The sequence below is a fragment of the Dyella silvatica genome, assembly GCF_026283955.1.
Classification (GTDB): domain Bacteria; phylum Pseudomonadota; class Gammaproteobacteria; order Xanthomonadales; family Rhodanobacteraceae; genus Dyella_C; species Dyella_C silvatica.
The window spans coordinates 27,358-47,574 of the sequence record NZ_JAPDPE010000007.1; the positions used below are offsets into that span (position 1 = coordinate 27,358).

The window sequence follows — 20,217 nt, forward strand, 5'->3', positions numbered from 1 at the left end:
AGGATCCAAATCATTCGCCGACGGTACTACGCCGTGTACCAGGAGCCAGGCCCGTATGCACACGTGTCGGCACCGCTTTCGGCCGCAAACGTATAGGTATCGCCATGCGTCGGCGCTTGCGGGCTATCAGTAAATAGCCACCGCCCATTGCCCGCTCACCGTATAAACGGGTCTCGCTGCCTGGCCACCATCGCCCCACCCGCCGCACACCTTCGATGTCCAACTCTGCTCGGCGCAGCCAATGCTCGAGCTTTAACGGCGACGTCAACGACCAGGCCTTACCACGCCCACGCCAATAGGCCCACGGCAGCCAGCCACTCAGTGGGTGAATCCCGGTGATGACCAGCATGCCGCCTGGGGCCAACACCCGGACCGCTTCCTGCAGCAATGACTGCGACGCTGGCGCCACTTCGAGCACATGACGCAGAAGCACTAGGTCAAAGGCATCGTCGATAAAAGGCAGCGGCTCGTCCACACGCGCACGCACATCGCCATCAAAACGCCCATTCGCAAGTTTTAGCTGAGCCCAATGACCAAGCAAAGGCAGCACCGGCGGCATGTCGCGGGCGGCCGCCGTTAGCCATAGCGCATGCGCGCTGATGCATGCGTCGACGCCCGTTATTGCAAGCCTCACAGTGTACTGGCAGCCCATGGCAATCGCGTCATAGATACCGCTCATCGCAGGAACCTGAGGACAAAAGTGATGAAAGTCTCCGATTTGTCCCGGCCTGAATGACCATTCAAGCAATTAACATTGCACTAACGAGAAGACAACATCGCCGCTTTATAGTCGAGCGCCTTGCGCATGCCCGATGCCTGCGCCAGTCGATACGAAACCGCAGCGGAGCCTTCCTTGCACGTCGTACCGTTACCGGCGCTCGCCGACAACTACATCTGGATGCTATACGACGACGCTAACCAGGCGATCGTCGTCGATCCCAGTGAAGCGGCCCCAGTCGAGGCGGCGCTTGCCGAGCGCAGGCTGACCTTGCGCGCGGTCCTGTTAACCCACCACCACAACGACCATATCGGTGGCGCGCAAGCGCTACGCGCGCGGCACCAGGTGCCGGTATTCGCGCCCTATGATGAACGCATCAGCGAAGCCACCCAGCGTGTCGACGAGGGTGACGTGATCACACTGGATGCACCCAGGGTGCGCTTTCAGATCCTCGCGATCTCGGGCCATACCCGCAGTCACATTGCCTATGTCGGTGAAGGCGTGGTGTTTTGCGGCGACACCCTGTTCAGCCTAGGCTGCGGGCGACTGTTCGAAGGCACACCAGCACAAATGTTAAGCGCGCTTGACCGTCTTGCCGCGCTAGCGCCGGAAACCCAAGTTTGCTGTGGCCACGAGTACACCGCAGCCAATGCCCGCTTTGCCCAAACGGTTGAACCACATAATCCTGACCTGGCGATACGTGTACAGCAGGTCACCACGTTACGTGCGCAGGGCCGCCCCAGTGTGCCGACATCCATTGCCGACGAGCGGGCCAGTAATCCATTTCTGCGCATCGATCAAGACGCCATCATCGCCTGGTGCAGGCAACACGGCGCTCACCATGACCGCGTCAGCCGCTTTGCGGCCCTACGCGCTGCCAAGGACGCATTCCGCGGATGAAAACACACCTACGCCCGTTACCTTTGGCGATGTCGATATTGCTGGCTGCATGTGCCAGCAATCCGACTCAATCACCTCAAACTCCGGCGATCCAGGCACCGCAGCCCGTCGTCGCTGACATTGCGCACAACGTCGGCACGATCAACAGCCCTGCGGTGCCCAAACCACAGGCCGATGTCTGGGAGCAGTTGCGCGGCAGTTTCGCCATGAACGATTGCGACGCCGATCCCGCCATCATGGACTGGGCACACCGCTATACCGCGCAGCCGCAACGGTTCGAGGCGCAAGTTCGCGAAATCATGCCGCATCTCGTTTATGTGCAGCAGATAGCCGCCAAACACGGTGTTGCAGGCGAGTTTGCCCTGCTGCCCTGGGTTGAAAGCCACTACCGTTCCATCCCCGGTAGCAAAAACAATCCAGCGGGTATGTGGCAAATCATGCCCGTTACCGCGAATGCCATGGGTATGCGTGTAGATAAGCGCTATGACGGTCGCCTCGATGTACCTGCCGCCACCGATGCCGTCATGGCCCTGCTGCGGCGCTACCAAGATGATTTACAAGATTGGCGGCTGACCGACTACGCCTACAACGCTGGTGAGTTCGGTATCCGCAAAATGGTCGACCAGCACGGCATGCCGGCGAGTGAACCCGCCATACCGCGCCTGCCAGTCAAGCGGATCACCAAAGAACACCTGATCAAACTATTGGCCATGGCTTGCGTAGTGCGCCAGCCCGAGCGCTTCCACGTAAGCCTGCCCTCGCTACCCTCGGATCAGCGCCTGGTCTCCGTCGATGTGAATCGGACCATGCCTATCGCCCAGGCTGCCGATCATGCAGGCATGCCGGTGGATCAATTGAAGAATCTCAATGCGGCGTTCCGCAACGGCGTGGTGGACCCGCAGGCAGCATCCTATTTATTGCTGCCTAATAGCCAGGCGGAAAAGTTTCGCCTGGCCTTGCTGCAGCCCATCGACAAGAGCGACGGCGCGCAGGAAGACACGGCATTGATCTCGTCAGCCCCTATGGTTGACCAGAGCACGACCGCCGCCACGACTAAACCAACGCGCAAGGCCAAGAAGCAAACCCACACGGTGAAATCCGGCGAGACGCTTTGGAATATCGCTCGCACCTATTCGGTCGACGTCAAACAGTTGGAGCACTGGAACAACCTGCACGGCCAGAAGCTCAAACTCGGGCAAGTGTTGCAAGTCAGCGAATCAAGCGGCTCGAGCTGATCACTTCAAGCGATGCCTAGATAGCCAGCTTTTATCCGCCTCCATACGGCAAAAGTAACCGGCCGCATTAGTCTTTGCCTGCTAGACTCCCGAACGCCGCGCCATTGAGGCGCGCCGTCAGCCCGGGAGGACGCCATGGGATTCCTGCACGGCAAACGTGCTCTTGTGGTCGGCATCGCCAGTCAGCGCTCCATCGCCTGGGGCATAGCCAATGCCATGCATCGAGAAGGTGCGCAGCTGGCCTTTACGTATCAAAACGATAGGCTCAAGGATCGCGTCGAGGAAGCCGCCAACACGTTTGGCTCAAACATCGTGCTGCCGTGTGATGTCGCCGAAGATGCGCAGATCGAAGCGATGTATACCGAGCTGCGCAAGCACTGGGATGGTTTCGATATCCTCATCCATTCCGTCGGCTTTGCGCCCCGCGAAGCCCTGCAAGGTGGATACCTCGACAACCTCACTCGCGAAAGCTTCAACATCGCCCACGACATTTCCAGCTGTAGCCTTGCCGCGCTGGCCAAGGCCGGGCGCTCGATGATGTCGGGCCGTGGTGGCGCCATTCTCACGCTTAGCTATCTTGGCGCGGAACGCGCGCTATCGGGCTATAACGTCATGGGTCTTGCCAAGGCCAGCCTCGAAGCCAACGTACGCTATCTGGCCTTCAACCTTGGGCCGGAAGGCACCCGCGTGAATGCCATTTCCGCCGGTCCGATCAAAACCCTGGCGGCTGCCGGCATTGCAAACTTCCGCAAGATGCTCGAACACGTCGACGAGAACGCGCCACTGCGTCGCAGCGTCACCATCGATGAAGTCGGTAATGTCGGCGCCTTTCTTTGCTCCGATCTCGCATCCGGCATCACCGGCGAAATCACCCACGTCGACGCCGGCTACAACATCCTCGGGATGACAGGCATTTAAGCGGTATAGCGCGCACAAAAAAAGGCGGCCCATGGCCGCCTTTTTTCTTCTATGAAAGAGCCGCTACATGCGATCTTTCGCAATCTTGATGGTGATGTTGGCTTTCAGCGCGCTGATGTATTCGCGCGTCGCCAGCGTCCCATAAGCCTGCGCCATATCTCCGCGCAACTTATCTCGTTCGGCGGGTGTGATCTTCGACAAATCGCCATCCTGCACTTTATCCACGGCCAGCAACGCATAATTACCATCACGCGTTGCAGCAACAGCATACTGAGGCTTACCTGCCGCTGGGTGCGGCAACAAGAAGGCCTTCTCAAGCACTTCAGGCGGAACCGCTTGCTGCTGGATACGAGTCGCCTCGCTTACGCTCTGCACGCTGGCATTGACGGCAGCGGTCACCGCTTTCATGTCATCGCCCTTGTTGAGCTTTGCCAACAAATCATCGGCACGTTGCTTGGCAGCGGTAGCGACACGTTCATCGAGGATTTTCTGGCGAATCGTGTCACGCACTTCGGCCAACGGGCGAGCCGCGGCTGGAACATGTTTGTCGACATGGATCACTACCGCGTGATTGGTACCCAGATCGATCAAAGCCGAATTATTACCCTGGGCAAGCACTTCATCGGAGAATGCCGCAGCCACCACTTTGGGATTAGCAGCAATGCCTTCGCCGCCCTGGCGCGCGAACAGCCCGGTCGTTTTGATCGGCAATTTCAGCTCTTGCGAGGCGGTCTCTAGCGAAAGCGGGTTCTGATAGGTCTTATCGGCCAGATGACCAGCGACCTCGTTGTACACGCGGTCGTACTCAGTCGCCGCGACTTCCTTGGCAATCTGCTCGCGCACATCCTCGAACGGCTTGGCCTGCCCGCTGCGCTCGTCGCGCAACCAAAGGATGTGATAGCCCTCATCAGGCGATAACACCGGCTTGGACACCTGGCCTTTCTGCATGGTGAACAACGCCTCGTCGAAAGCCTGATTTGCCACGCCCTTTTCGAGCCAGCCCAAATCACCGCCTTGACGCTTGGAGCCTAAGTCGTCCGAATTCTGTTCGGCCAACTTGGCAAAATTTTCTGCATTCGCCTCTGCGGCAATTTTCTCTGCTTTGGCTAAAGCGGCCTTCTGCTGTTCCGGCGTAGCGTTCTTCGGCACATTGATAAGAATGTGCGAAACCAAACGCTGCTCTGGCTGCACGAAACGCTGCTTCTCTGCCTCGTAGCGCTTCTTCAGCTCGGCATCGCCCGGCTGTGTATCGACTTTGAGATCGGCGCCGTTGACTTCGAGATACTTCACCGAAACCTGCTCGGGGCTCATGAAGTCAGCTTGATGTGCTTTGTAGAACGCATCAATCTGCGCATCAGTGACATTGCTATCCGTAAGCGCTGGCCGCGGAAGCACAGCAAAACGCAGGTCGCGACGCTGTAAACGTAGATTGAGGAAGCGATCCATATCTGCGTCAGTGACAATCGTGCTGCCAGTCAAAGCATCCGGCAACAGCTGTATCGCCAACTGAGAGCGCACTTCGTTCTCGAACATCGCCGGCGTCTTGCCCTGAGCTGCCAGGGTTGCGCGATAGGTGTTCAAGTTGAATTGCCCGTTGACCTGAAAAGCCGGGATAGAGGCAATCATGTCGCGGATGGCCAAATCAGACACTTTCATGCCCAAATCATCATTGGCCTTGAGCAATACTTGCTGATCGATCATCGAATCAAGCACACGCTGCTTCATTTCCGGGCGGTCGAAAATCGTCGTATCGGCTTGCTGCTCGCCAGCCTGCTGGCGAAGCTGATTCAAGCGATCTTGAAACTCTTTCTGGGTAATTTCTTGCTTGCCGACCTTGGCTACAAAGGTGTCGGTTTGCGCCATGAAGTACGACTCGATGCCGAAAAATGCAACGGCAAAGACGCAAATGCCAAGAACGACGATAGACGGCCATCCGTGTAGCTTGTTACGCAATGCCTGCAACATGAGAGTCTTCTCGCGATCGTTATCCGGCGCTCAATGCGCCGACCATAAATGACAAGGGCGCCACACGGGCGCCCTTGCGAACTGTGGCGGAGCGGACGGGACTCGAACCCGCGACCTCCGGCGTGACAGGCCAGCATTCTAACCGACTGAACTACCGCTCCGCAGTTTTTGGTGGATGCTGTAGGGATCGAACCTACGACCCTCGCCTTGTAAGGGCGACGCTCTACCGCTGAGCTAAGCATCCAAACTAAGCGTAAGCCGCTTAGTTTAGGGCATCCTTCAAGGTCTTGCCAGCCTTAAAGGCCGGAACCTTTGAAGCCTTGATCTTGATCACTTCGTTGGTACGCGGATTACGACCGGTACGAGCGGCGCGCTTGCGCACAGTGAAGGTACCGAAACCAACGACCGAGACGTCCTCACCCTTCTTCAAGGACTTCTGCACGGTCTCGAAGAAAGCTTCGAGCGCACGGCCGGCATCAGCCTTGGTGAGTTCGGCTTTTTCGGCAATGGCATTGATCAGATCGGTTTTATTCATTGAGACACTCCCTTAAACGGTTATGCGGCCCGCGCAGTCAGTTGGGACAAGACAGCGCTGCCATGGATGATGGTTACCAGTAGCACCGCCTCGCGACCCCGCATCTCTGCGCTTCTAAAAGCGGCGCTAGGATTGCGGTGTCGCCTTTATACCAGTGCCCCCGAGGGTCCGCAATACAAGCTATACCAAGGCTTTCAGGCCCATGCAGGTTAGCTCAGTGACTTGCATTAGGGAACGCGAACCGTTACGCCAAGTATTCACGCACACTAAACAGCCAGAGCAAAACGGGAGGCATGAACACCACGCCTCCCGTCACTCACCATGCGTCAATCAAGCCGTTCAGTGCGGCCGAGTATGCGCCTCGGGCGAATCTTCTGTCGGTGCATCGACAGCAGCGGCCACGACTTCACCCTCTGTCGCCTGCAGCGGCTGTAGCGGGCGCTCCAGTGCAATACCCAGGACCTCATCAATCCATCGCACCGGATGGATCTCAAGCGAATCGGTGATGTTTTTCGGTATGTCCGCCAGATCTTTCTTGTTTTCGTCGGGAATGATGACCGTGGTAATGCCACCGCGATGCGCCGCCAACAATTTCTCTTTGAGACCACCAATAGGCAGCACACGGCCACGCAGCGTTATCTCACCGGTCATCGCCACCTCGGAACGCACTGGAACCTTGGTCAGCGCAGAAACCAAAGCGGTGCACATCGCAATACCGGCACTCGGGCCGTCTTTTGGCGTGGCACCTTCCGGCACGTGGATATGCAGATCAAGCTTTTCGTGAAAACTTGGATCAATACCCAGCTGCTCGGCACGTGCACGGACTACCGATAACGCTGCCTGGATCGACTCTTTCATGACATCGCCAAGCTGACCGGTATTGACCAGCCGTCCCTTACCTGCAACCACCGAAGCCTCAATACTGAGCAACTCGCCGCCGACCTGGGTCCAGGCCAAACCGGTTACCAGGCCAACCTCGTTCTGCAGCTCTTTGCGGCCAAAATCGAAACGACGTACACCCAGGTAATGCTCGAGGTTGCCAGAGTCAACAACAACCCGGCCAGGAGTCGCCTTTGACTTGGCCGATTTAGCCGTCTTTACGGCTGCAGAAGCAGCCTTGCCCTTGGCCTTTTTGACTTCGCCTAGCATCAATTCCTTGACCACTTTGCGGCAAATCTTGGAGATTTCGCGCTCCAGGTTGCGCACGCCGGACTCACGCGAGTAATAACGCACGATGTCCCTAACCGCCTCTTCAGCAACGCTCAGCTCTTCCGGCTTAAGGCCGTTTGCCTTCAGCTGCTTAGGCAGCAAATAACGCAACGCAATCGCCAGCTTCTCGTCCTCGGTGTATCCGGGAATACGGATAACCTCCATACGATCAAGCAAGGGCCCTGGAATATTCAACGAGTTGGCGGTTGCCACCCACATCACTTCGGACAGGTCCAGGTCGACCTCCAGGTAGTGATCGTTGAATGCATGGTTTTGCTCAGGATCCAACACCTCCAGCAATGCTGAAGACGGATCGCCACGGAAATCCATCGACATCTTGTCGATCTCATCGAGCACGAACAGTGGATTCTTGGTGCCGATCTTGTTCATGTTTTGCACGATGCGGCCCGGCATCGACCCGATATAGGTGCGTCGATGGCCGCGAATTTCCGCCTCGTCACGCACGCCACCTAGACTCATGCGGACAAATTTGCGATTGGTCGCCTTGGCAATCGACTGCCCCAGCGAGGTCTTGCCCACGCCCGGCGGCCCAACCAAGCACAAGATCGGCCCTTTCATCACACTCACGCGCTGCTGTACAGCGAGATACTCAAGAATGCGGTCCTTGACCTTTTCCAGGCCAAAGTGATCTGCATCGAGCACTTCTTGCGCGAGCTGTAAATCCTTACGTACCTTGCTACGCTTTTTCCACGGCACGCCGATCAACCAATCCAGATAGTTGCGCACGACCGTGGCTTCAGCTGACATCGGCGACATCTGACGAAGCTTGCCAAACTCCTGGCGCGCCTTCGTCAACACCGCCTTGGGCATACCAGAAGATTCGATCTTCTTTTGCAGCTCCTCGATCTCATTCGGGCCATCCTCGCTCTCACCAAGCTCTTTCTGGATCGCCTTCATCTGCTCGTTGAGGTAGTACTCGCGCTGGCTCTTTTCCATCTGCGACTTGACACGACCGCGGATGCGCTTTTCCACCTGCTGCAAATCCATCTCGCCATCGACCAAGCCGATAAGCAGCTCCAGGCGCTGCCCAACGTCGGCGGTCTCCAACACCTTCTGCTTGTCCGCCATACGCACCGACAAATGCGCGGCGATGGAATCGGCCAAGCGCGACGGATCATCAATACCGGACAAGGTCGCCAACACTTCGGGCGGCAACTTGCGGCTCTGTTTGACCAATTGTTCGAACAGCGAAATCAGCGTGCGCGAAACAACGTCCAGCTCGCGCTCTTTGGTGCTGTAAACCGACTCGATGACATGCGAGCTGGCCGTCAGCATGCCGCCGTCTTCGTGATAATTCTCGATGGTGACACGCGACTGGCCCTCAACCAGCACCTTGACCGTGCCATCGGGCAACTTAAGCAATTGCAGGACACTTGCGAGGGTACCAATCTGGTGCAAATCGCCGATCTCCGGATCATCGATATCCGGACTCTTTTGCGCCACCAACAGAATCTGTCGTTCACCCTCCATGGCGCGCTCCAGCGCACGCATCGATTTATCGCGGCCAACGAAGAGCGGTATCACCATGTGCGGGTAGACAACCACGTCACGCAACGGCAGCACGGGCAAAGCATCCAGCGTGGCGCCGGCTGCTACGGGAAGGGAGGCGTTTTTTGCCATGAAAAATTTCCCTCAAAGGAGTGAATCGGTTTCGCCTCGACACTGCGCCGGAGGCACTGATACGTCAAGTGGAGGCGCCGGCCCCTGCACACAAGTGCAAGCGACGGCGATAAAAAAAACGGCCCCGACGCTTACGCCGGGGCCGTCTTGAGTTCGGCAGAACTTTAACCTGAGTTCAGGCGGCGTCGCCGCCGTCAGCCGCAATGCGTTGCTGCTGCAGATTGCCGCGGTAGATCAGATAAGGCTCAGCCTGGCCGTCGATCACCGCATCGTCCACAACGACCTTGCTGACATGCTCCAGCGAAGGCAGCTCGTACATGGTTTCAAGCAACACCTGCTCCAGAATGGTGCGTAGGCCACGAGCACCCGTCTTGCGCTTAAGCGCCTTGCGGGCAATGGCCTGCAGCGCCTCTGGACGGAATTCGAGCTCTACGCCTTCCATCTCGAACAGTTTTTTAAACTGCTTGGTGACTGCGTTTCTCGGCTCGGTAAGAATCTTCACCAAAGCCGCCTCATCCAACTCGTCCAGCGTCGCTACCACCGGCAAACGACCCACGAACTCGGGAATCAGGCCATAGCGCACCAAGTCGGAAGGCTCCACATCAGCAAGCACCTTACCGAGATTCTCCGTACGCTCTTTGCTGCGCACCTCCGCCGAGAATCCAATGCTGGTGTTCTCCGAGCGCTGCTGAATAACCTTTTCCAGTCCGGCAAATGCACCACCGCACATGAACAAGATGTTCTTAGTGTCCACCTGCAGGAATTCCTGCTGCGGATGCTTGCGCCCCCCCTGAGGCGGCACCGAGGCCAGCGTGCCTTCGATGAGCTTGAGCAGGGCCTGCTGTACACCCTCGCCTGAAACATCGCGGGTGATTGACGGGTTTTCGCTCTTGCGCGAGATCTTGTCGATCTCGTCGATGTAGACGATACCGGACTGCGCCTTATCCACATCGTAGTCGCACTTCTGCAACAGCTTTTGGATAATGTTCTCTACGTCCTCGCCCACATAACCCGCTTCGGTAAGCGTCGTGGCGTCAGCGATAGTGAACGGCACATTGAGCAGGCGTGCCAGCGTTTCCGCCAGCAAGGTCTTGCCCGAACCGGTGGGACCAATCAGGAGGATGTTGGATTTACCCAACTCGATATCGTCACTTTTCTGCCGTGACTCGATCCGCTTGTAGTGGTTGTACACCGCTACCGCCAACGCTTTCTTGGCACGAGTCTGGCCGACTACGTACTGGTCAAGCGTTTCCATGATTTCTTTGGGCTTGGGCAGCTGGGTACGCCCTGAGGCAGCCTTCTCCTCAAGCTCTTCACGGATGATGTCGTTGCAAAGCTCTACGCACTCGTCGCAGATGAACACGGATGGACCCGCGATCAGCTTGCGCACTTCATGCTGGCTCTTGCCGCAGAAAGAGCAGTAGAGAATCTTGCCGCTGTCGTTGGAACGGCCCTGCCGCTCGTCGCTCATGCTTTTGATCCTGCTGGTAAATCCATTGCGAGGCGAGAATAGCACAGGGCTTCGCGTCTGCATTCAGACGCGAAGCCCATGGCTTTACTAGCCAGGAAGGGCCGTATCAGGCCGATTTGACCGTCTCTACGGCGCGCTTATCCAGCACCGAATCGATCAAACCGTACTCACGGGCGGCTTCAGCACTCATGAAACGGTCACGCTCCATGTCCTTTTCGATCTTGTCCAGCGGCTGGCCGGTATGATCAACATAAATCTGGTTCAAACGACGACGCAGGTAGAGAATTTCCTGTGCCTGGATCTCGATGTCAGTAGCCTGACCACGAGCGCCACCCGATGGCTGATGAATCATCACGCGCGAATTGGGCAAGGAATAACGCTTACCCTTGGCGCCAGCCATCAGCAGCAGCGATGCTGCACTGCAAGCTTGACCGATGCACATCGTGCTGACGTCCGGCTTGATGAACTGCATGGTGTCGTAGATGGCTAGCCCGGCAGTAACCGCCCCGCCCGGGCTATTGATGTACAGATTGATGTCCTTGTCCGGATTTTCGGACTCCAGGAACAACATCTGCGCCACGAGGATATTGGCGACCTGGTCGTTCACTTCACCGACCAGAAAAATCACCCGCTCCTTCAACAAGCGCGAGTAAATGTCATATGACCGCTCGCCACGAGCAGTCTGCTCGACGACGATAGGCACCAAGTTGAGGTTCTGGATTTGATCCATGGCCATGCTTGCGGCTCTCCGGGTTGATGGGCCTGACGAACGACCTGATGGAATCAGCTCTTGCGAACCCGACTCAGGCACTAACTGGGCGCATCACTTCATCAAAACCCAGGTTCTGGACAGTGGTCTTGGCGTGTTCTGCCACCCACTCTGCCACCTGATCTTCCATGACGCGATTTTGCAGCCCGGACATCAATTGGGGGTCACTGTTATAGAGTTCAATGACTTTTTCCGGCTCTTCATAAGTCGAAGCAATCGCAGCCAGCTGTTCGGCAATGCGCTTACGGTCAATCGTCAACGACTGCTTACGCGCGATTTCACCCATGAGAAGCCCGGCAATAACCCGTTTCCGCGCCATCGGCATGGCCGCTTCGATGAGCTGCGGCGGGGGCTGCTGCCCACGCGGCACGTTGCCAGCAGCAAGGTTTTGCGCCTCGGACTGCACCATCAGGTTAGGCACATCCAAGGTCAAATTGGATTCAGCCAGCTTCTCCGCCACTTCAGACTTCAACCGCGCCATCAGCGTAGCTTTCAGCTCGCGCTCCAAATTGGCGCGCACTTCTTTGCGAAAATCCTCCAGGTCGCCATCGGCAACACCGAATAGCTGGACAAACTCAGCGTCAACCGCCGGCAACTTCGGCTCTTGCACCTTGATGATCTTGAAGCTGACCTTGGCCGTCTGCCCAGCCAGGTGCTCGTTGCGGAAATCGGCTGGGAATGCAATATCGGCCTCATAAGCGTCGTCGGTCTTGTGACCGGTCAATGCTTCGTCCAGCGCCTTAAACAGATTGCCCGAACCCAACACGCTACCAGCGCGCTCCATGCCCTCGGCCGGGAAACGGTAATCGCCAGCCGTCGCGGTGTATTCGAACATCACGAAATCACCTTCCGCCGAAGCACGATCAACCGCATCGAAACTGCGACGCTGCTGGCGCAGGGTTTCGATCATTTTGTCGATATCAGCGTCGGTCACTTCTGCTACCGGGCGGGTAATCTCCAGCGCGGCGACATCGACTTCCGGAAACTCCGGCAGCACTTCAAACGTCGCCGTGTAGGCAATTTCGCCATTCTCAGGGCGGCCCGTGGTATCGATCGACGGGTTGGCGATGGGACGCAGTTGCTCCTGCTCCACAGCTTCACGCAACGTGCTGCCAATCAAGTCCGACAACACCTCGCCGCGCACCTGAGCACCAAAGCGCTGCTGAATCACCGTGGTGGGCACCTTGCCCGGGCGAAAGCCCTTAAGGCGAACGGTACGACCCATCTCCGCGATCCGCGCAGTCACCTGCGACTCAAATCGCTCTGCGGGAAACTTCACCGTGAGCTTGCGCTCAAGCTTGCCGACGTTCTCAACCGAAACCTGCATGACGTCTCCTGAAGTACCTGATAGCGCGTCCGTCACAGACGCCATGGCAGCCCTTGCCGCCCATAAAACAAAAACAAAGGAATCAACGTGGTGCGAAAGGGGGGACTCGAACCCCCACGGGATTAACCGCCAGAACCTAAACTTTCTGCGCCGACCAAGAGGAACCCTTGCGTGGAACCGTTAATAGTAAGGTCTGGCACTGTTTCGCCGCAAGGGAGCCACGACAGGCACCACATCTCTGGTGCCACGGTGCCGGGGTGGTGCCGGGGCTGGGTGCCAGAGTGAATAAAATGGCGAGCCTAGGGGGAACGATAGTTCCCTCCCTAAAGACTTCCTAAGGGCACCCCTAAGGAGTCCAAAGATTACAACCTGAACGCCCTGGTTCCTCACGGAGCTGGGGCGTTTTTATTTGGGGTCAGCCCTCCCCTTGCCCTGATCCCTACCTGAACAACCTGAACAAGCCACCAAAGCCCCGCAAGGGGCTTTTTTCGTTTCTGGAGACCCCGCATGGATACCGTGCAACAAACCGAGCATGACCTCAGAGCTAGACAGGTAGCCCTAGAAGAAGAATCCCTGACCCTCGGGATTGATCGTTACAAGAAAGAACGAAACCGGCAGGATGAGGCTGATAGTGGCCCTGGCCGTCGCCTCCTTCGCGACACCATCCTCCCCGTCTCCCAAGCCATTGATGCCTTTGTAGCCGCTGCCCGCAACGGGAAGCCCGGAAAGAAGCACACATCTGTCCGTTGGGTTGAGGAGTTTCCATCCTCCGAACTGGCCTACCTCACGATTCGCCATTGCCTCAATGCGGTCTCCTCTGGAGAAACCCGCGTTCAGACCGTGGCAGAGGCCATCGCTACATCCGTCGAGGACTCAATTAACTACTCGCGCTTCCGCGAGGAATCCCCTGGTCTATATAAGCACCTCCAAAACGTCCTGAAGAAGAGCACCTCAGTACGCCACTCACGCAATGTAGTCTCGGCGGCTATGCGTCGCACAGCGCTTGAGACATTCAGCTTCCCGGACAACGACGGCCCGACCCTCGGCATGAAGCTGGTCGAACTGTTTATGACGTCAACGGGCCTTGCCTATCTCTATAACGATAGCTCCCACGGGAAGACCCGAGAGCGAGTACTCCTACGCGGGAGCGAGCAGATCCTCACTTGGCTCGATAAAGCCCATGATGCGGCGGCCCATTTCGCGCCTGTTCGTCTACCCATGCTCGTAAGGCCCCGTCCCTGGGCAGCATCAAAGGGCGGCGGATATCTGACGGACGCTGGGGGCCTAGTTCCGCTCGTCCGCACGCGCAACAAGGCGTACCTGCGTGAACTGGACAACGCGGACATGCCCAATGTCTTTGAGGCCCTCAACGCGATCCAAGACACAGCCTGGAAGATCAACACGTCCGTCCTATCTGTCATGCGGGAAGCATGGGATGCAAACGGGAACATTGGCGGCCTACCCTCTCGTGAGCTTGAGCCTCTCCCTGGATTGCCTGTCGATTCCGAACTCATGGATGCCTGGAAAGAAGAGCACCCGACTGAGTTCAAGGACTGGAAGCGAAAACGGGCCGAGGTGTGGGAAGCGAATGCACGTGGTGTGTCACAGCGCAAGGCGGCGTCCGACAAGATTGGGCTCGCGAGCCGCTTTGCCTCGGAGTCGGCGATTTACTTCCCTCACTCTCTGGATTTCCGTGGCCGTGTCTATCCGGTTCCCGGCATCCTGAATCCACAAGGCGACGATCAGACAAAATCATTATTAACGTTTGCTGAAGGCAAGCCGCTGGGTAAGGACGGAGCCAGATGGCTTGCCATTCACCTCGCCAACGTCTTCGGGGTCGATAAGGTTCCGTTTGCTGAACGCGTCAAATGGGTACATGACAATGAGGAGGCGATCCTCGACTCAGCTCTAGATCCGCTCGACGGCCACCGCTTCTGGACCACAGCGGACTCCCCCTGGTCGGCTTTGGCTGCCTGTTTTGAGTGGGCTGGATACCGCCTTGAGGGCGAAAGCTATATCTCGCACCTCCCCATCGCGCTCGATGGTTCGTGCAACGGTCTCCAAAACTTCTCCGCGATGCTTCGAGACCCCATCGGCGGAGCAGCGACCAACCTAGTACCACGCGAGAAGCCTGCCGATATCTATACGCAGGTCATGAACGTGGCCGCAGCCCGCGTAAAGAAGGAGGCCGAAAGCGGTAATCCGTTCGCTACCGTTTGGGACGGGAGGCTCAATAGAGACCTAGTGAAGCGACCAGTGATGACGCTTCCATACGGTGTCACGAAGGCTGGAATGAGAAACCAGATCGTCGAGCAGATGAAGAAACAGGGCCAGGATGACTCTTGGGAGTCCGCGCAGTACCTAGCCGACATCCTGTGGGATTGCATCGGTCAGGTCGTGATTGCGGCACGGGAGGCTATGGATTGGCTGAAAGCCGCAGCAAAAGTTGCAGCGCAGGGTGACATGCCTGTGAGCTGGACAACCCCGGCGGGGTTCCCCGTCCTTCAAGAGTATCGAGAAAGCCTTGGAAAACGAGTCAGAGTCGTGGTTTCCGGGCGTTCGATGAGTTTAGTGGCGAGCGTAGAAGGAACAAAACTCGACAGTCGCAGGCAGGCATTGGGCATCTCCCCAAACTTCGTTCATTCATGTGATGCCTCTCACATGATGCTCACCGTTTCCACCGCGCTGGAGAACGGAATCAGCAGCTTCGCAATGATCCATGATTCCTATGGCACCCACGCTTCTGAAACGAGCCTGCTTGCGGCATCCCTCAGGGCCTCCTTCGTTGAGCAGTACACACGCGAAGTCCTCACGGATTTTCGGGATGAACTTGCAGAACAACTTCCACCAGAGATCGCAGCACAGCTCCCCCCGCTGCCACCATGCGGCGACTTGGACATCAACCTCGTCGTGCAGTCTGCGTATTTCTTTGCCTAATTACTTGATTCCTTTTGATAGTTGAGTAGACGACATGAGAATTCAATATAACTCCGCCCTCGACACCCACACCGCAGTTGATCGCTACGGAGTGGTCCTCGCGATCTATGACCCTGATATCCACGGAACCCTCGCAAATTTCCGCGCTACATCCCGCGATCTAGTGAAGGGTTGAGCACATGTTCATTTGGACTACCCACGGCGTGATCGGCCTCGTGCTTCTCGCGCTTGCCACCCTCGCCTTCCTCGTTGCCTGCCTCATCGCTCTTGTAGCGAAAGCTAATGCCGCGATTCGGCGCCAATTCAAAAAGCTCTGGAGCCGACTGCATGGCTAAGAAACGCACAGTCCGCCCTTACTACACAAAGGCCATGCAGCGACTTGAACAGGTCGCTCGCCAAGAGCCCAACATCAAACATGCACAGGCCGCCCTCGAAGTGATTGAAGACGTCCGCCGAGAACGTATGAGTGCCTGATATCGGCCAGCAGATCGGCTTCCGTCACCCGGTGGACGCCGCTACTGGTGCATTCCAAGTCATCAACGCTCTGCAAGACCTCCCTCCAGCCGATCAAGTCATCGCACTGACGGCGGCCTTCTACCTCGTCACAGATGCACTCAATGTCGATCGATCCCAAGCGTTGCACACGTTGTGGAGGATGGACTGTGACTGCGCCTATGCCGACGAGGACACATTCAACGTAGTCCGTGATTACGCACGTGGCGAAATCGAAAGGAAGTTCTTGTGACCCCCACGTCCCTCCTCCGGGACGCCTATCGAGAGCTTGATGAAACCGGCTCTCTGTCCCGCAACACCCACTATGCCCTCACGTTCGCCGGATTCGATTCGGCAGTGATCGAGGTCGCCGATAACGCAAGCAAGGAACCTGAAGACATCTATGAGTAAACCGAAGAAGCTCCCGCCGCTCAACACTCCACGCGGCGTGGCCGTCTTCCCGGCACTGAATGTGCCAGACACCAAGTTCAAACCCGAAGGTGAGTACACGGCTCGCCTCGCCTTCGACCCGAATGCCGCCGATGTGCAGGCCCTTGTTACCGAACTAGAGCGTCGGCGCGACCTCGCTTGGGACGAGCATCTCCAGACCCTCGACGCCGGTAAGCGCAAACAGTTCGAGAAGGTCTACTCCAAGGCTCCGGTATTCACCGAAGAAGTAGATAAAGAAGGTGATGAAACTGGCCGCATCACGATCAACTTCAAGATGAAGGCCAGCGGCACCAACAAGAAGACCGGCAAGCCTTGGACACAGAGGCCGACCATCCTCGATGCACGTGGTGCAAAGATGGCAAACCCACCGGATATCTTTGGCGGCTCAGTGTTGCGCATTGGCTTCGAAACATCCGACGGTCCTGTCCCCTCGGCAAAGAAGTTCTACATCTCGTGTCGCCTGTTGGCCGTCAAGGTGTTGGAACTGGTCAGCCGGGGTGGTTACAGCGCAGACGCGTTGGGCCTGGGCGACGAAGAAGAAGGCTACGAAGCCGACGAATCCGAGCTGAGTTCGACAATGCAGCAGTCCGAGGCAGCATCGGATGAAAGCGATGCGGCTGACGCAGGGAACGACGATTTCTGATCCCGCCTTATCGGGACTGATCGAACGGGCGAAGGGGGCGGCACATGTCGCCTCCCTCGTCTTCCCTTTTGAACCTGTACCCGCATCTCGTCCGCGCGTGACGCGCTGGGGCGTCTTCTACGCGAAGACCTACCGAACCTGGAAACAGCTCGCCGAGAAACACTGCGCTCCTGGCACCCTCAACATGACGAAGACAACGCCGCTGTTTGTCGTTGTTGAGTCCATCTTTACCAAAGCTCGTACCTCCAAGCTCACCTTCCCGACGCCCGATGTAGACAACACCGCAAAGGGACCACTCGACGTCATTACCAAAGCCTCCGGCTACTGGCACGACGATAAGCAAGTGACATGGCTCGTGACGGGCAAGCGCTTCGCAGTAAAAGGCGAAGACGCGCGCACCGAAATTCATATCTACACACTCCCTTGAAGCTAAAACCACTCACCGCAGTGGACCGGCTCTATGTGACGTGCTCCATGACCCGCGACAGCGAGGACATCGGGGCCGTTGAGTTGGCCGCTGCGCATCGTCGCCAGGGTTACTCTCAGATCGGTGTCCACTATGTCATCCGCCGCAACGGCGTGGTTGAAACAGGACGCCCGACCAGTCTCCCTGGCGCCATGTCGCACGACATGAATCACCGCGCCATCCAGGTCTGCCTCATCGGCGGCCTCACCGATCTTTTAGAGCCCTACGGCTCTTTCACTGCTGCCCAGCTCGAAGCCCTGCGGGACGTACACGAGTCGCTGGAGATCGCAGGGAGTGACGTGCTGGCGATTCACTACGGCCCTGAAGCCCCCCTCAAGACCATCCGATAGGAGCACCTATGAAGCTGTCCCGACAAGCGCGCACCGTGCGCGATCACCTGGCCGCAGAGAAACACATCACCTCATGGCAAGCCGAGGGTGTCTACCGCATCCGCCGCCTCGCCTCTCGCATTGATGAACTTGTTGCGGACGGCTTCGAGGTTCTCAAGGAAGAACAACAGGACGCGACCGGCCAGCGCTACATCCGCTACGCCTTCAGCGAACGCCAGCGTGTTGCCGATGTCCCGCTGCATCCCAAACGTATCCGAGAACCCCGCGTGAGCTTCGCTCTCATCCGCAACGTGATGGACGAGATGGAGTTCGAGCAGGAAGACATCAAAGAACTGATTGCCACCCTCAAGGAGAAAGCATGACCCAAACCGTGAACACCGCTATGCGCGAAGCCTTCGCGACCGTATCCGTTGCGAAAGGTCAGAAGATCGAAGGCTCCGCAGAACTGATCCTGTCGGCACTCAAACGCAAGGTCGGCGTGACCAAGCGACAGACCATGTGGTCCGTGCAGCGTGGAAAGAATCGAGTCTGAGTTTCTCCGCAAGGAGCCCTGCCCGTCCTGTGGCAGCAAAGACAACCTGGGACGTTACAGCGACGGTCACGGCCACTGCTTCGGCTGTGGCTACTACGAGAAGGGAGACGGCGAGGCCGTCCCTTCAACATCCAGAGGAAAGCGCATGAGCGACTTCATCCACGGTGAAGTCACAGCTCTTGGTAAGCGCGGCATCACTGAAGAAACCTGTCGAAAGTTCGGCTACACAGTAGGCGAAGCGCGTGGTAAGAAAGTACAGATCGCTAACTACCGCCGCGACGGCGAGATCGTTGCACAAAAAGTAAGAGACGCTGACAAGGAGTTCTTTGTCGTTGGCAACCAGAAGAAGGCCGGACTTTACGGTCAGCACCTCTGGAGCCCAGGCCGTCGTGTAGTTGTCACTGAGGGCGAGATTGACTGCCTTAGCGTAAGCCAAGTACAAGAAAATAAGTGGCCCGTGGTGTCAGTCCCAAACGGCGCTGACGGAGCCAAGAAGGCGCTGGCTCGTGAGTTGGAGTGGCTCGAACAGTTCGAGGAAATAGTCCTCATGTTCGATATGGACAAGCCCGGTCAGGACGCAGCCAAGGAAAGCAGCGAACTATTCACGCCTGGCAAGTGCAAGATCGCACACCTTCCAGCGAAAGACCCGAACGAGCTTCTTCAGGCTGGCCGAGGCCGAGAGATCATCACGGCCATCTGGAACGCCAAGGTCTATCGACCGGACGGCATTGTGACCTTTGGTGACGTGCGCGAGAAAGCACTGGCTAAGGTCGTTCGTGGGCTCCCCTGGTTCCTGCCATCTCTCAACGACCTCACCTATGGCCGCAGGTACGGCGAGGTGTACTTCTTCGGTGCTGGTACAGGCGTCGGCAAGACCGACTGGTTCACGCAGGAGATCGAGCACACCGCCATCACGCTCAATGAGAAGTGCGGCCTGTTCTATCTGGAGCAGCCGCCCGTCGAGACCGCAAAGCGTGTTGCTGGCAAACACTCTGGCAAGCGGTTCCATGTACCTGACGGTTCGTGGACCGAAGAAGAACTGACGGCCTCCTTCGAGCGTATCGAGGCCAGCGGCAACGTCTTCATGTACGACTCGTTTGGGTCTACTGAGTGGCCCACGATCCTTGCGAAGATGAAGTACCTCGTGGTCAGCGAGGGTGTGAAGCACATCTTCTTCGACCATCTCACGGCTGTCGTGGCCGCCGAGGAAGATGAGAGGAAAGCACTGGAAAAGATCATGGAAGAGATCGCATCGTTCGCCCAAGCGCACAACGTCTGCTTCTACGGCATCTCCCACTTAGCCACCCCTGAGGGCAAACCTCACGAGGAAGGCGGGCGCGTCATGATTCGGCACTTCAAGGGCTCCCGTGCTATCGGCTTCTGGAGTCACTTCATGTTTGGCCTGGAGCGAGACCAGCAGGCCGAAGACGAAGAGGTCCGGCAGACCACCATCTTCCGCGTACTGAAGGATCGCTTCACCGGCCAAGCAACCGGCAAGGTGATCCCGATGGGCTACGACGTGAACACCGGGCGTCTGTACGAGAAAGAGCTGAAGCAGGACGACATGTGCGCCGATGAGTCGAAAGTCGAAGGCCGCCCCGACTTCTGATGTCGGAGCCTGTCGAGCACATCGTCTACATCCCCAAAGACGCACCCGCA

At 57.5% G+C, this 20,217-nt stretch carries 21 protein-coding genes and 2 tRNA genes; 14 read left to right on the top strand and 9 right to left on the bottom strand.

Going from position 1 to position 20,217, the window contains the following annotated elements; all coding sequences use genetic code 11:
- Nucleotides 1-10: 10 nt before the first annotated feature.
- On the bottom strand, nt 11-679 hold the full coding sequence (locus OUZ52_RS02580) for a class I SAM-dependent methyltransferase (RefSeq protein ID WP_266156738.1): 669 nt from the start codon (nt 677-679) through the stop codon (nt 11-13).
- 174 nt (nt 680-853) lie between these two features.
- On the opposite strand from OUZ52_RS02580, the gene gloB reads away from it, so the two are divergent.
- The 3 genes from gloB (at nt 854) to OUZ52_RS02595 (ending at nt 3,771) form a co-directional block, all read left to right on the top strand.
- Nucleotides 854-1,618, top strand: coding sequence for a hydroxyacylglutathione hydrolase (gene gloB / locus OUZ52_RS02585; protein ID WP_266156739.1), 765 nt, complete (start codon nt 854-856; stop codon nt 1,616-1,618).
- Nucleotides 1,615-2,853, top strand: a complete 1,239-nt coding sequence (locus OUZ52_RS02590; RefSeq protein ID WP_323135308.1) for a LysM peptidoglycan-binding domain-containing protein — start codon at nt 1,615-1,617, stop codon at nt 2,851-2,853. Before gloB ends, OUZ52_RS02590 begins: the two co-directional genes overlap by 4 nt.
- A 135-nt stretch (nt 2,854-2,988) precedes the next feature.
- The gene (locus OUZ52_RS02595; protein ID WP_266156740.1) at nt 2,989-3,771 is read left to right on the top strand and encodes an enoyl-ACP reductase FabI; all 783 of its coding nucleotides are present in this window, start codon (nt 2,989-2,991) and stop codon (nt 3,769-3,771) included.
- Between the two features lie 63 nt (nt 3,772-3,834).
- Here OUZ52_RS02595 and OUZ52_RS02600 read toward each other — a convergent pair whose 3' ends face one another.
- The 8 genes from OUZ52_RS02600 to tig all read right to left on the bottom strand — a co-directional run bounded on the left by OUZ52_RS02600 (nt 3,835) and on the right by tig (nt 12,688).
- On the bottom strand, nt 3,835-5,736 hold the full coding sequence (locus OUZ52_RS02600; protein ID WP_266156741.1) for a SurA N-terminal domain-containing protein: 1,902 nt from the start codon (nt 5,734-5,736) through the stop codon (nt 3,835-3,837).
- A gap of 84 nt (nt 5,737-5,820) precedes the next feature.
- Nucleotides 5,821-5,897 (bottom strand) — tRNA-Asp (locus OUZ52_RS02605).
- Nucleotides 5,898-5,905: 8 nt separating this feature from the next.
- Nucleotides 5,906-5,980: transfer RNA gene (locus tag OUZ52_RS02610), tRNA-Val, on the bottom strand.
- 18 nt (nt 5,981-5,998) lie between these two features.
- Nucleotides 5,999-6,271: an HU family DNA-binding protein gene (locus tag OUZ52_RS02615; RefSeq protein ID WP_114843696.1), complete on the bottom strand. Its 273-nt coding sequence runs from the start codon at nt 6,269-6,271 to the stop codon at nt 5,999-6,001.
- 339 nt (nt 6,272-6,610) lie between these two features.
- A complete protein-coding gene (gene lon / locus OUZ52_RS02620) occupies nt 6,611-9,121 on the bottom strand; it encodes an endopeptidase La (protein WP_266156742.1) in 2,511 nt (836 codons plus the stop codon).
- A 175-nt stretch (nt 9,122-9,296) separates the two neighbouring features.
- Nucleotides 9,297-10,592, bottom strand: coding sequence for an ATP-dependent Clp protease ATP-binding subunit ClpX (gene clpX / locus OUZ52_RS02625; protein ID WP_266156743.1), 1,296 nt, complete (start codon nt 10,590-10,592; stop codon nt 9,297-9,299).
- Between the two features lie 106 nt (nt 10,593-10,698).
- Nucleotides 10,699-11,328 carry an ATP-dependent Clp endopeptidase proteolytic subunit ClpP gene (gene clpP / locus OUZ52_RS02630; protein WP_266156744.1) on the bottom strand — a complete coding sequence of 210 codons (630 nt, stop codon included), beginning with the start codon at nt 11,326-11,328 and terminating at the stop codon, nt 10,699-10,701.
- A gap of 67 nt (nt 11,329-11,395) precedes the next feature.
- Nucleotides 11,396-12,688, bottom strand: coding sequence for a trigger factor (gene tig, locus OUZ52_RS02635; RefSeq protein ID WP_266156745.1), 1,293 nt, complete (start codon nt 12,686-12,688; stop codon nt 11,396-11,398).
- Nucleotides 12,689-13,195: 507 nt separating this feature from the next.
- Here tig and OUZ52_RS02640 point away from each other — a divergent pair.
- The 11 genes from OUZ52_RS02640 (at nt 13,196) to OUZ52_RS02690 (ending at nt 20,167) form a co-directional block, all read left to right on the top strand.
- A complete protein-coding gene (locus tag OUZ52_RS02640; RefSeq protein WP_266156746.1) occupies nt 13,196-15,625 on the top strand; it encodes a DNA-directed RNA polymerase in 2,430 nt (809 codons plus the stop codon).
- 179 nt (nt 15,626-15,804) lie between these two features.
- A complete protein-coding gene (locus OUZ52_RS02645) occupies nt 15,805-15,960 on the top strand; it encodes a hypothetical protein (RefSeq protein WP_266156747.1) in 156 nt (51 codons plus the stop codon).
- Nucleotides 15,953-16,099, top strand: a complete 147-nt coding sequence (locus OUZ52_RS02650) for a hypothetical protein (RefSeq protein ID WP_266156748.1) — start codon at nt 15,953-15,955, stop codon at nt 16,097-16,099. Before OUZ52_RS02645 ends, OUZ52_RS02650 begins: the two co-directional genes overlap by 8 nt.
- Complete coding sequence (locus OUZ52_RS02655) at nt 16,092-16,370, top strand: hypothetical protein (RefSeq protein WP_266156749.1); 279 nt, start codon at nt 16,092-16,094, stop codon at nt 16,368-16,370. Before OUZ52_RS02650 ends, OUZ52_RS02655 begins: the two co-directional genes overlap by 8 nt.
- A complete protein-coding gene (locus OUZ52_RS02660; protein WP_266156750.1) occupies nt 16,367-16,528 on the top strand; it encodes a hypothetical protein in 162 nt (53 codons plus the stop codon). The genes OUZ52_RS02655 and OUZ52_RS02660 overlap by 4 nt, the downstream gene beginning before the upstream one ends.
- Nucleotides 16,521-17,210 carry a hypothetical protein gene (locus tag OUZ52_RS02665; RefSeq protein WP_266156751.1) on the top strand — a complete coding sequence of 230 codons (690 nt, stop codon included), beginning with the start codon at nt 16,521-16,523 and terminating at the stop codon, nt 17,208-17,210. Before OUZ52_RS02660 ends, OUZ52_RS02665 begins: the two co-directional genes overlap by 8 nt.
- On the top strand, nt 17,170-17,637 hold the full coding sequence (locus OUZ52_RS02670) for a RusA family crossover junction endodeoxyribonuclease (RefSeq protein ID WP_266156752.1): 468 nt from the start codon (nt 17,170-17,172) through the stop codon (nt 17,635-17,637). Before OUZ52_RS02665 ends, OUZ52_RS02670 begins: the two co-directional genes overlap by 41 nt.
- A gap of 47 nt (nt 17,638-17,684) precedes the next feature.
- Entirely contained in the window at nt 17,685-18,026 is a 342-nt protein-coding gene (locus tag OUZ52_RS02675) for an N-acetylmuramoyl-L-alanine amidase (RefSeq protein WP_266156753.1), read from the top strand.
- Nucleotides 18,027-18,034: 8 nt separating this feature from the next.
- The gene (locus OUZ52_RS02680; RefSeq protein WP_266156754.1) at nt 18,035-18,388 is read left to right on the top strand and encodes a helix-turn-helix domain-containing protein; all 354 of its coding nucleotides are present in this window, start codon (nt 18,035-18,037) and stop codon (nt 18,386-18,388) included.
- Complete coding sequence (locus OUZ52_RS02685) at nt 18,385-18,558, top strand: hypothetical protein (RefSeq protein ID WP_266156755.1); 174 nt, start codon at nt 18,385-18,387, stop codon at nt 18,556-18,558. The genes OUZ52_RS02680 and OUZ52_RS02685 overlap by 4 nt, the downstream gene beginning before the upstream one ends.
- A 145-nt stretch (nt 18,559-18,703) precedes the next feature.
- The gene (locus OUZ52_RS02690) at nt 18,704-20,167 is read left to right on the top strand and encodes a toprim domain-containing protein (protein ID WP_266156756.1); all 1,464 of its coding nucleotides are present in this window, start codon (nt 18,704-18,706) and stop codon (nt 20,165-20,167) included.
- Nucleotides 20,168-20,217: the final 50 nt, after the last annotated feature.

What these genes read in the sequence shown, in the direction of transcription:
- OUZ52_RS02580 (WP_266156738.1), bottom strand. Translation starts at nt 679, where the DNA reads ATGAGCGGTATCTATGACGCGATTGCCATGGGCTGCCAGTACACTGTG.
- OUZ52_RS02590 (WP_323135308.1), top strand. Translation starts at nt 1,615, where the DNA reads ATGAAAACACACCTACGCCCGTTACCTTTGGCGATGTCGATATTGCTG.
- OUZ52_RS02595 (WP_266156740.1), top strand. Translation starts at nt 2,989, where the DNA reads ATGGGATTCCTGCACGGCAAACGTGCTCTTGTGGTCGGCATCGCCAGT.
- OUZ52_RS02600 (WP_266156741.1), bottom strand. Translation starts at nt 5,736, where the DNA reads ATGTTGCAGGCATTGCGTAACAAGCTACACGGATGGCCGTCTATCGTC.
- OUZ52_RS02615 (WP_114843696.1), bottom strand. Translation starts at nt 6,271, where the DNA reads ATGAATAAAACCGATCTGATCAATGCCATTGCCGAAAAAGCCGAACTC.
- lon (WP_266156742.1), bottom strand. Translation starts at nt 9,121, where the DNA reads ATGGCAAAAAACGCCTCCCTTCCCGTAGCAGCCGGCGCCACGCTGGAT.
- clpX (WP_266156743.1), bottom strand. Translation starts at nt 10,592, where the DNA reads ATGAGCGACGAGCGGCAGGGCCGTTCCAACGACAGCGGCAAGATTCTC.
- clpP (WP_266156744.1), bottom strand. Translation starts at nt 11,328, where the DNA reads ATGGCCATGGATCAAATCCAGAACCTCAACTTGGTGCCTATCGTCGTC.
- tig (WP_266156745.1), bottom strand. Translation starts at nt 12,688, where the DNA reads ATGCAGGTTTCGGTTGAGAACGTCGGCAAGCTTGAGCGCAAGCTCACG.
- OUZ52_RS02640 (WP_266156746.1), top strand. Translation starts at nt 13,196, where the DNA reads ATGGATACCGTGCAACAAACCGAGCATGACCTCAGAGCTAGACAGGTA.
- OUZ52_RS02645 (WP_266156747.1), top strand. Translation starts at nt 15,805, where the DNA reads ATGTTCATTTGGACTACCCACGGCGTGATCGGCCTCGTGCTTCTCGCG.
- OUZ52_RS02650 (WP_266156748.1), top strand. Translation starts at nt 15,953, where the DNA reads ATGGCTAAGAAACGCACAGTCCGCCCTTACTACACAAAGGCCATGCAG.
- OUZ52_RS02665 (WP_266156751.1), top strand. Translation starts at nt 16,521, where the DNA reads ATGAGTAAACCGAAGAAGCTCCCGCCGCTCAACACTCCACGCGGCGTG.
- OUZ52_RS02670 (WP_266156752.1), top strand. Translation starts at nt 17,170, where the DNA reads ATGAAAGCGATGCGGCTGACGCAGGGAACGACGATTTCTGATCCCGCC.
- OUZ52_RS02675 (WP_266156753.1), top strand. Translation starts at nt 17,685, where the DNA reads ATGACCCGCGACAGCGAGGACATCGGGGCCGTTGAGTTGGCCGCTGCG.
- OUZ52_RS02680 (WP_266156754.1), top strand. Translation starts at nt 18,035, where the DNA reads ATGAAGCTGTCCCGACAAGCGCGCACCGTGCGCGATCACCTGGCCGCA.
- OUZ52_RS02685 (WP_266156755.1), top strand. Translation starts at nt 18,385, where the DNA reads ATGACCCAAACCGTGAACACCGCTATGCGCGAAGCCTTCGCGACCGTA.
- OUZ52_RS02690 (WP_266156756.1), top strand. Translation starts at nt 18,704, where the DNA reads ATGAGCGACTTCATCCACGGTGAAGTCACAGCTCTTGGTAAGCGCGGC.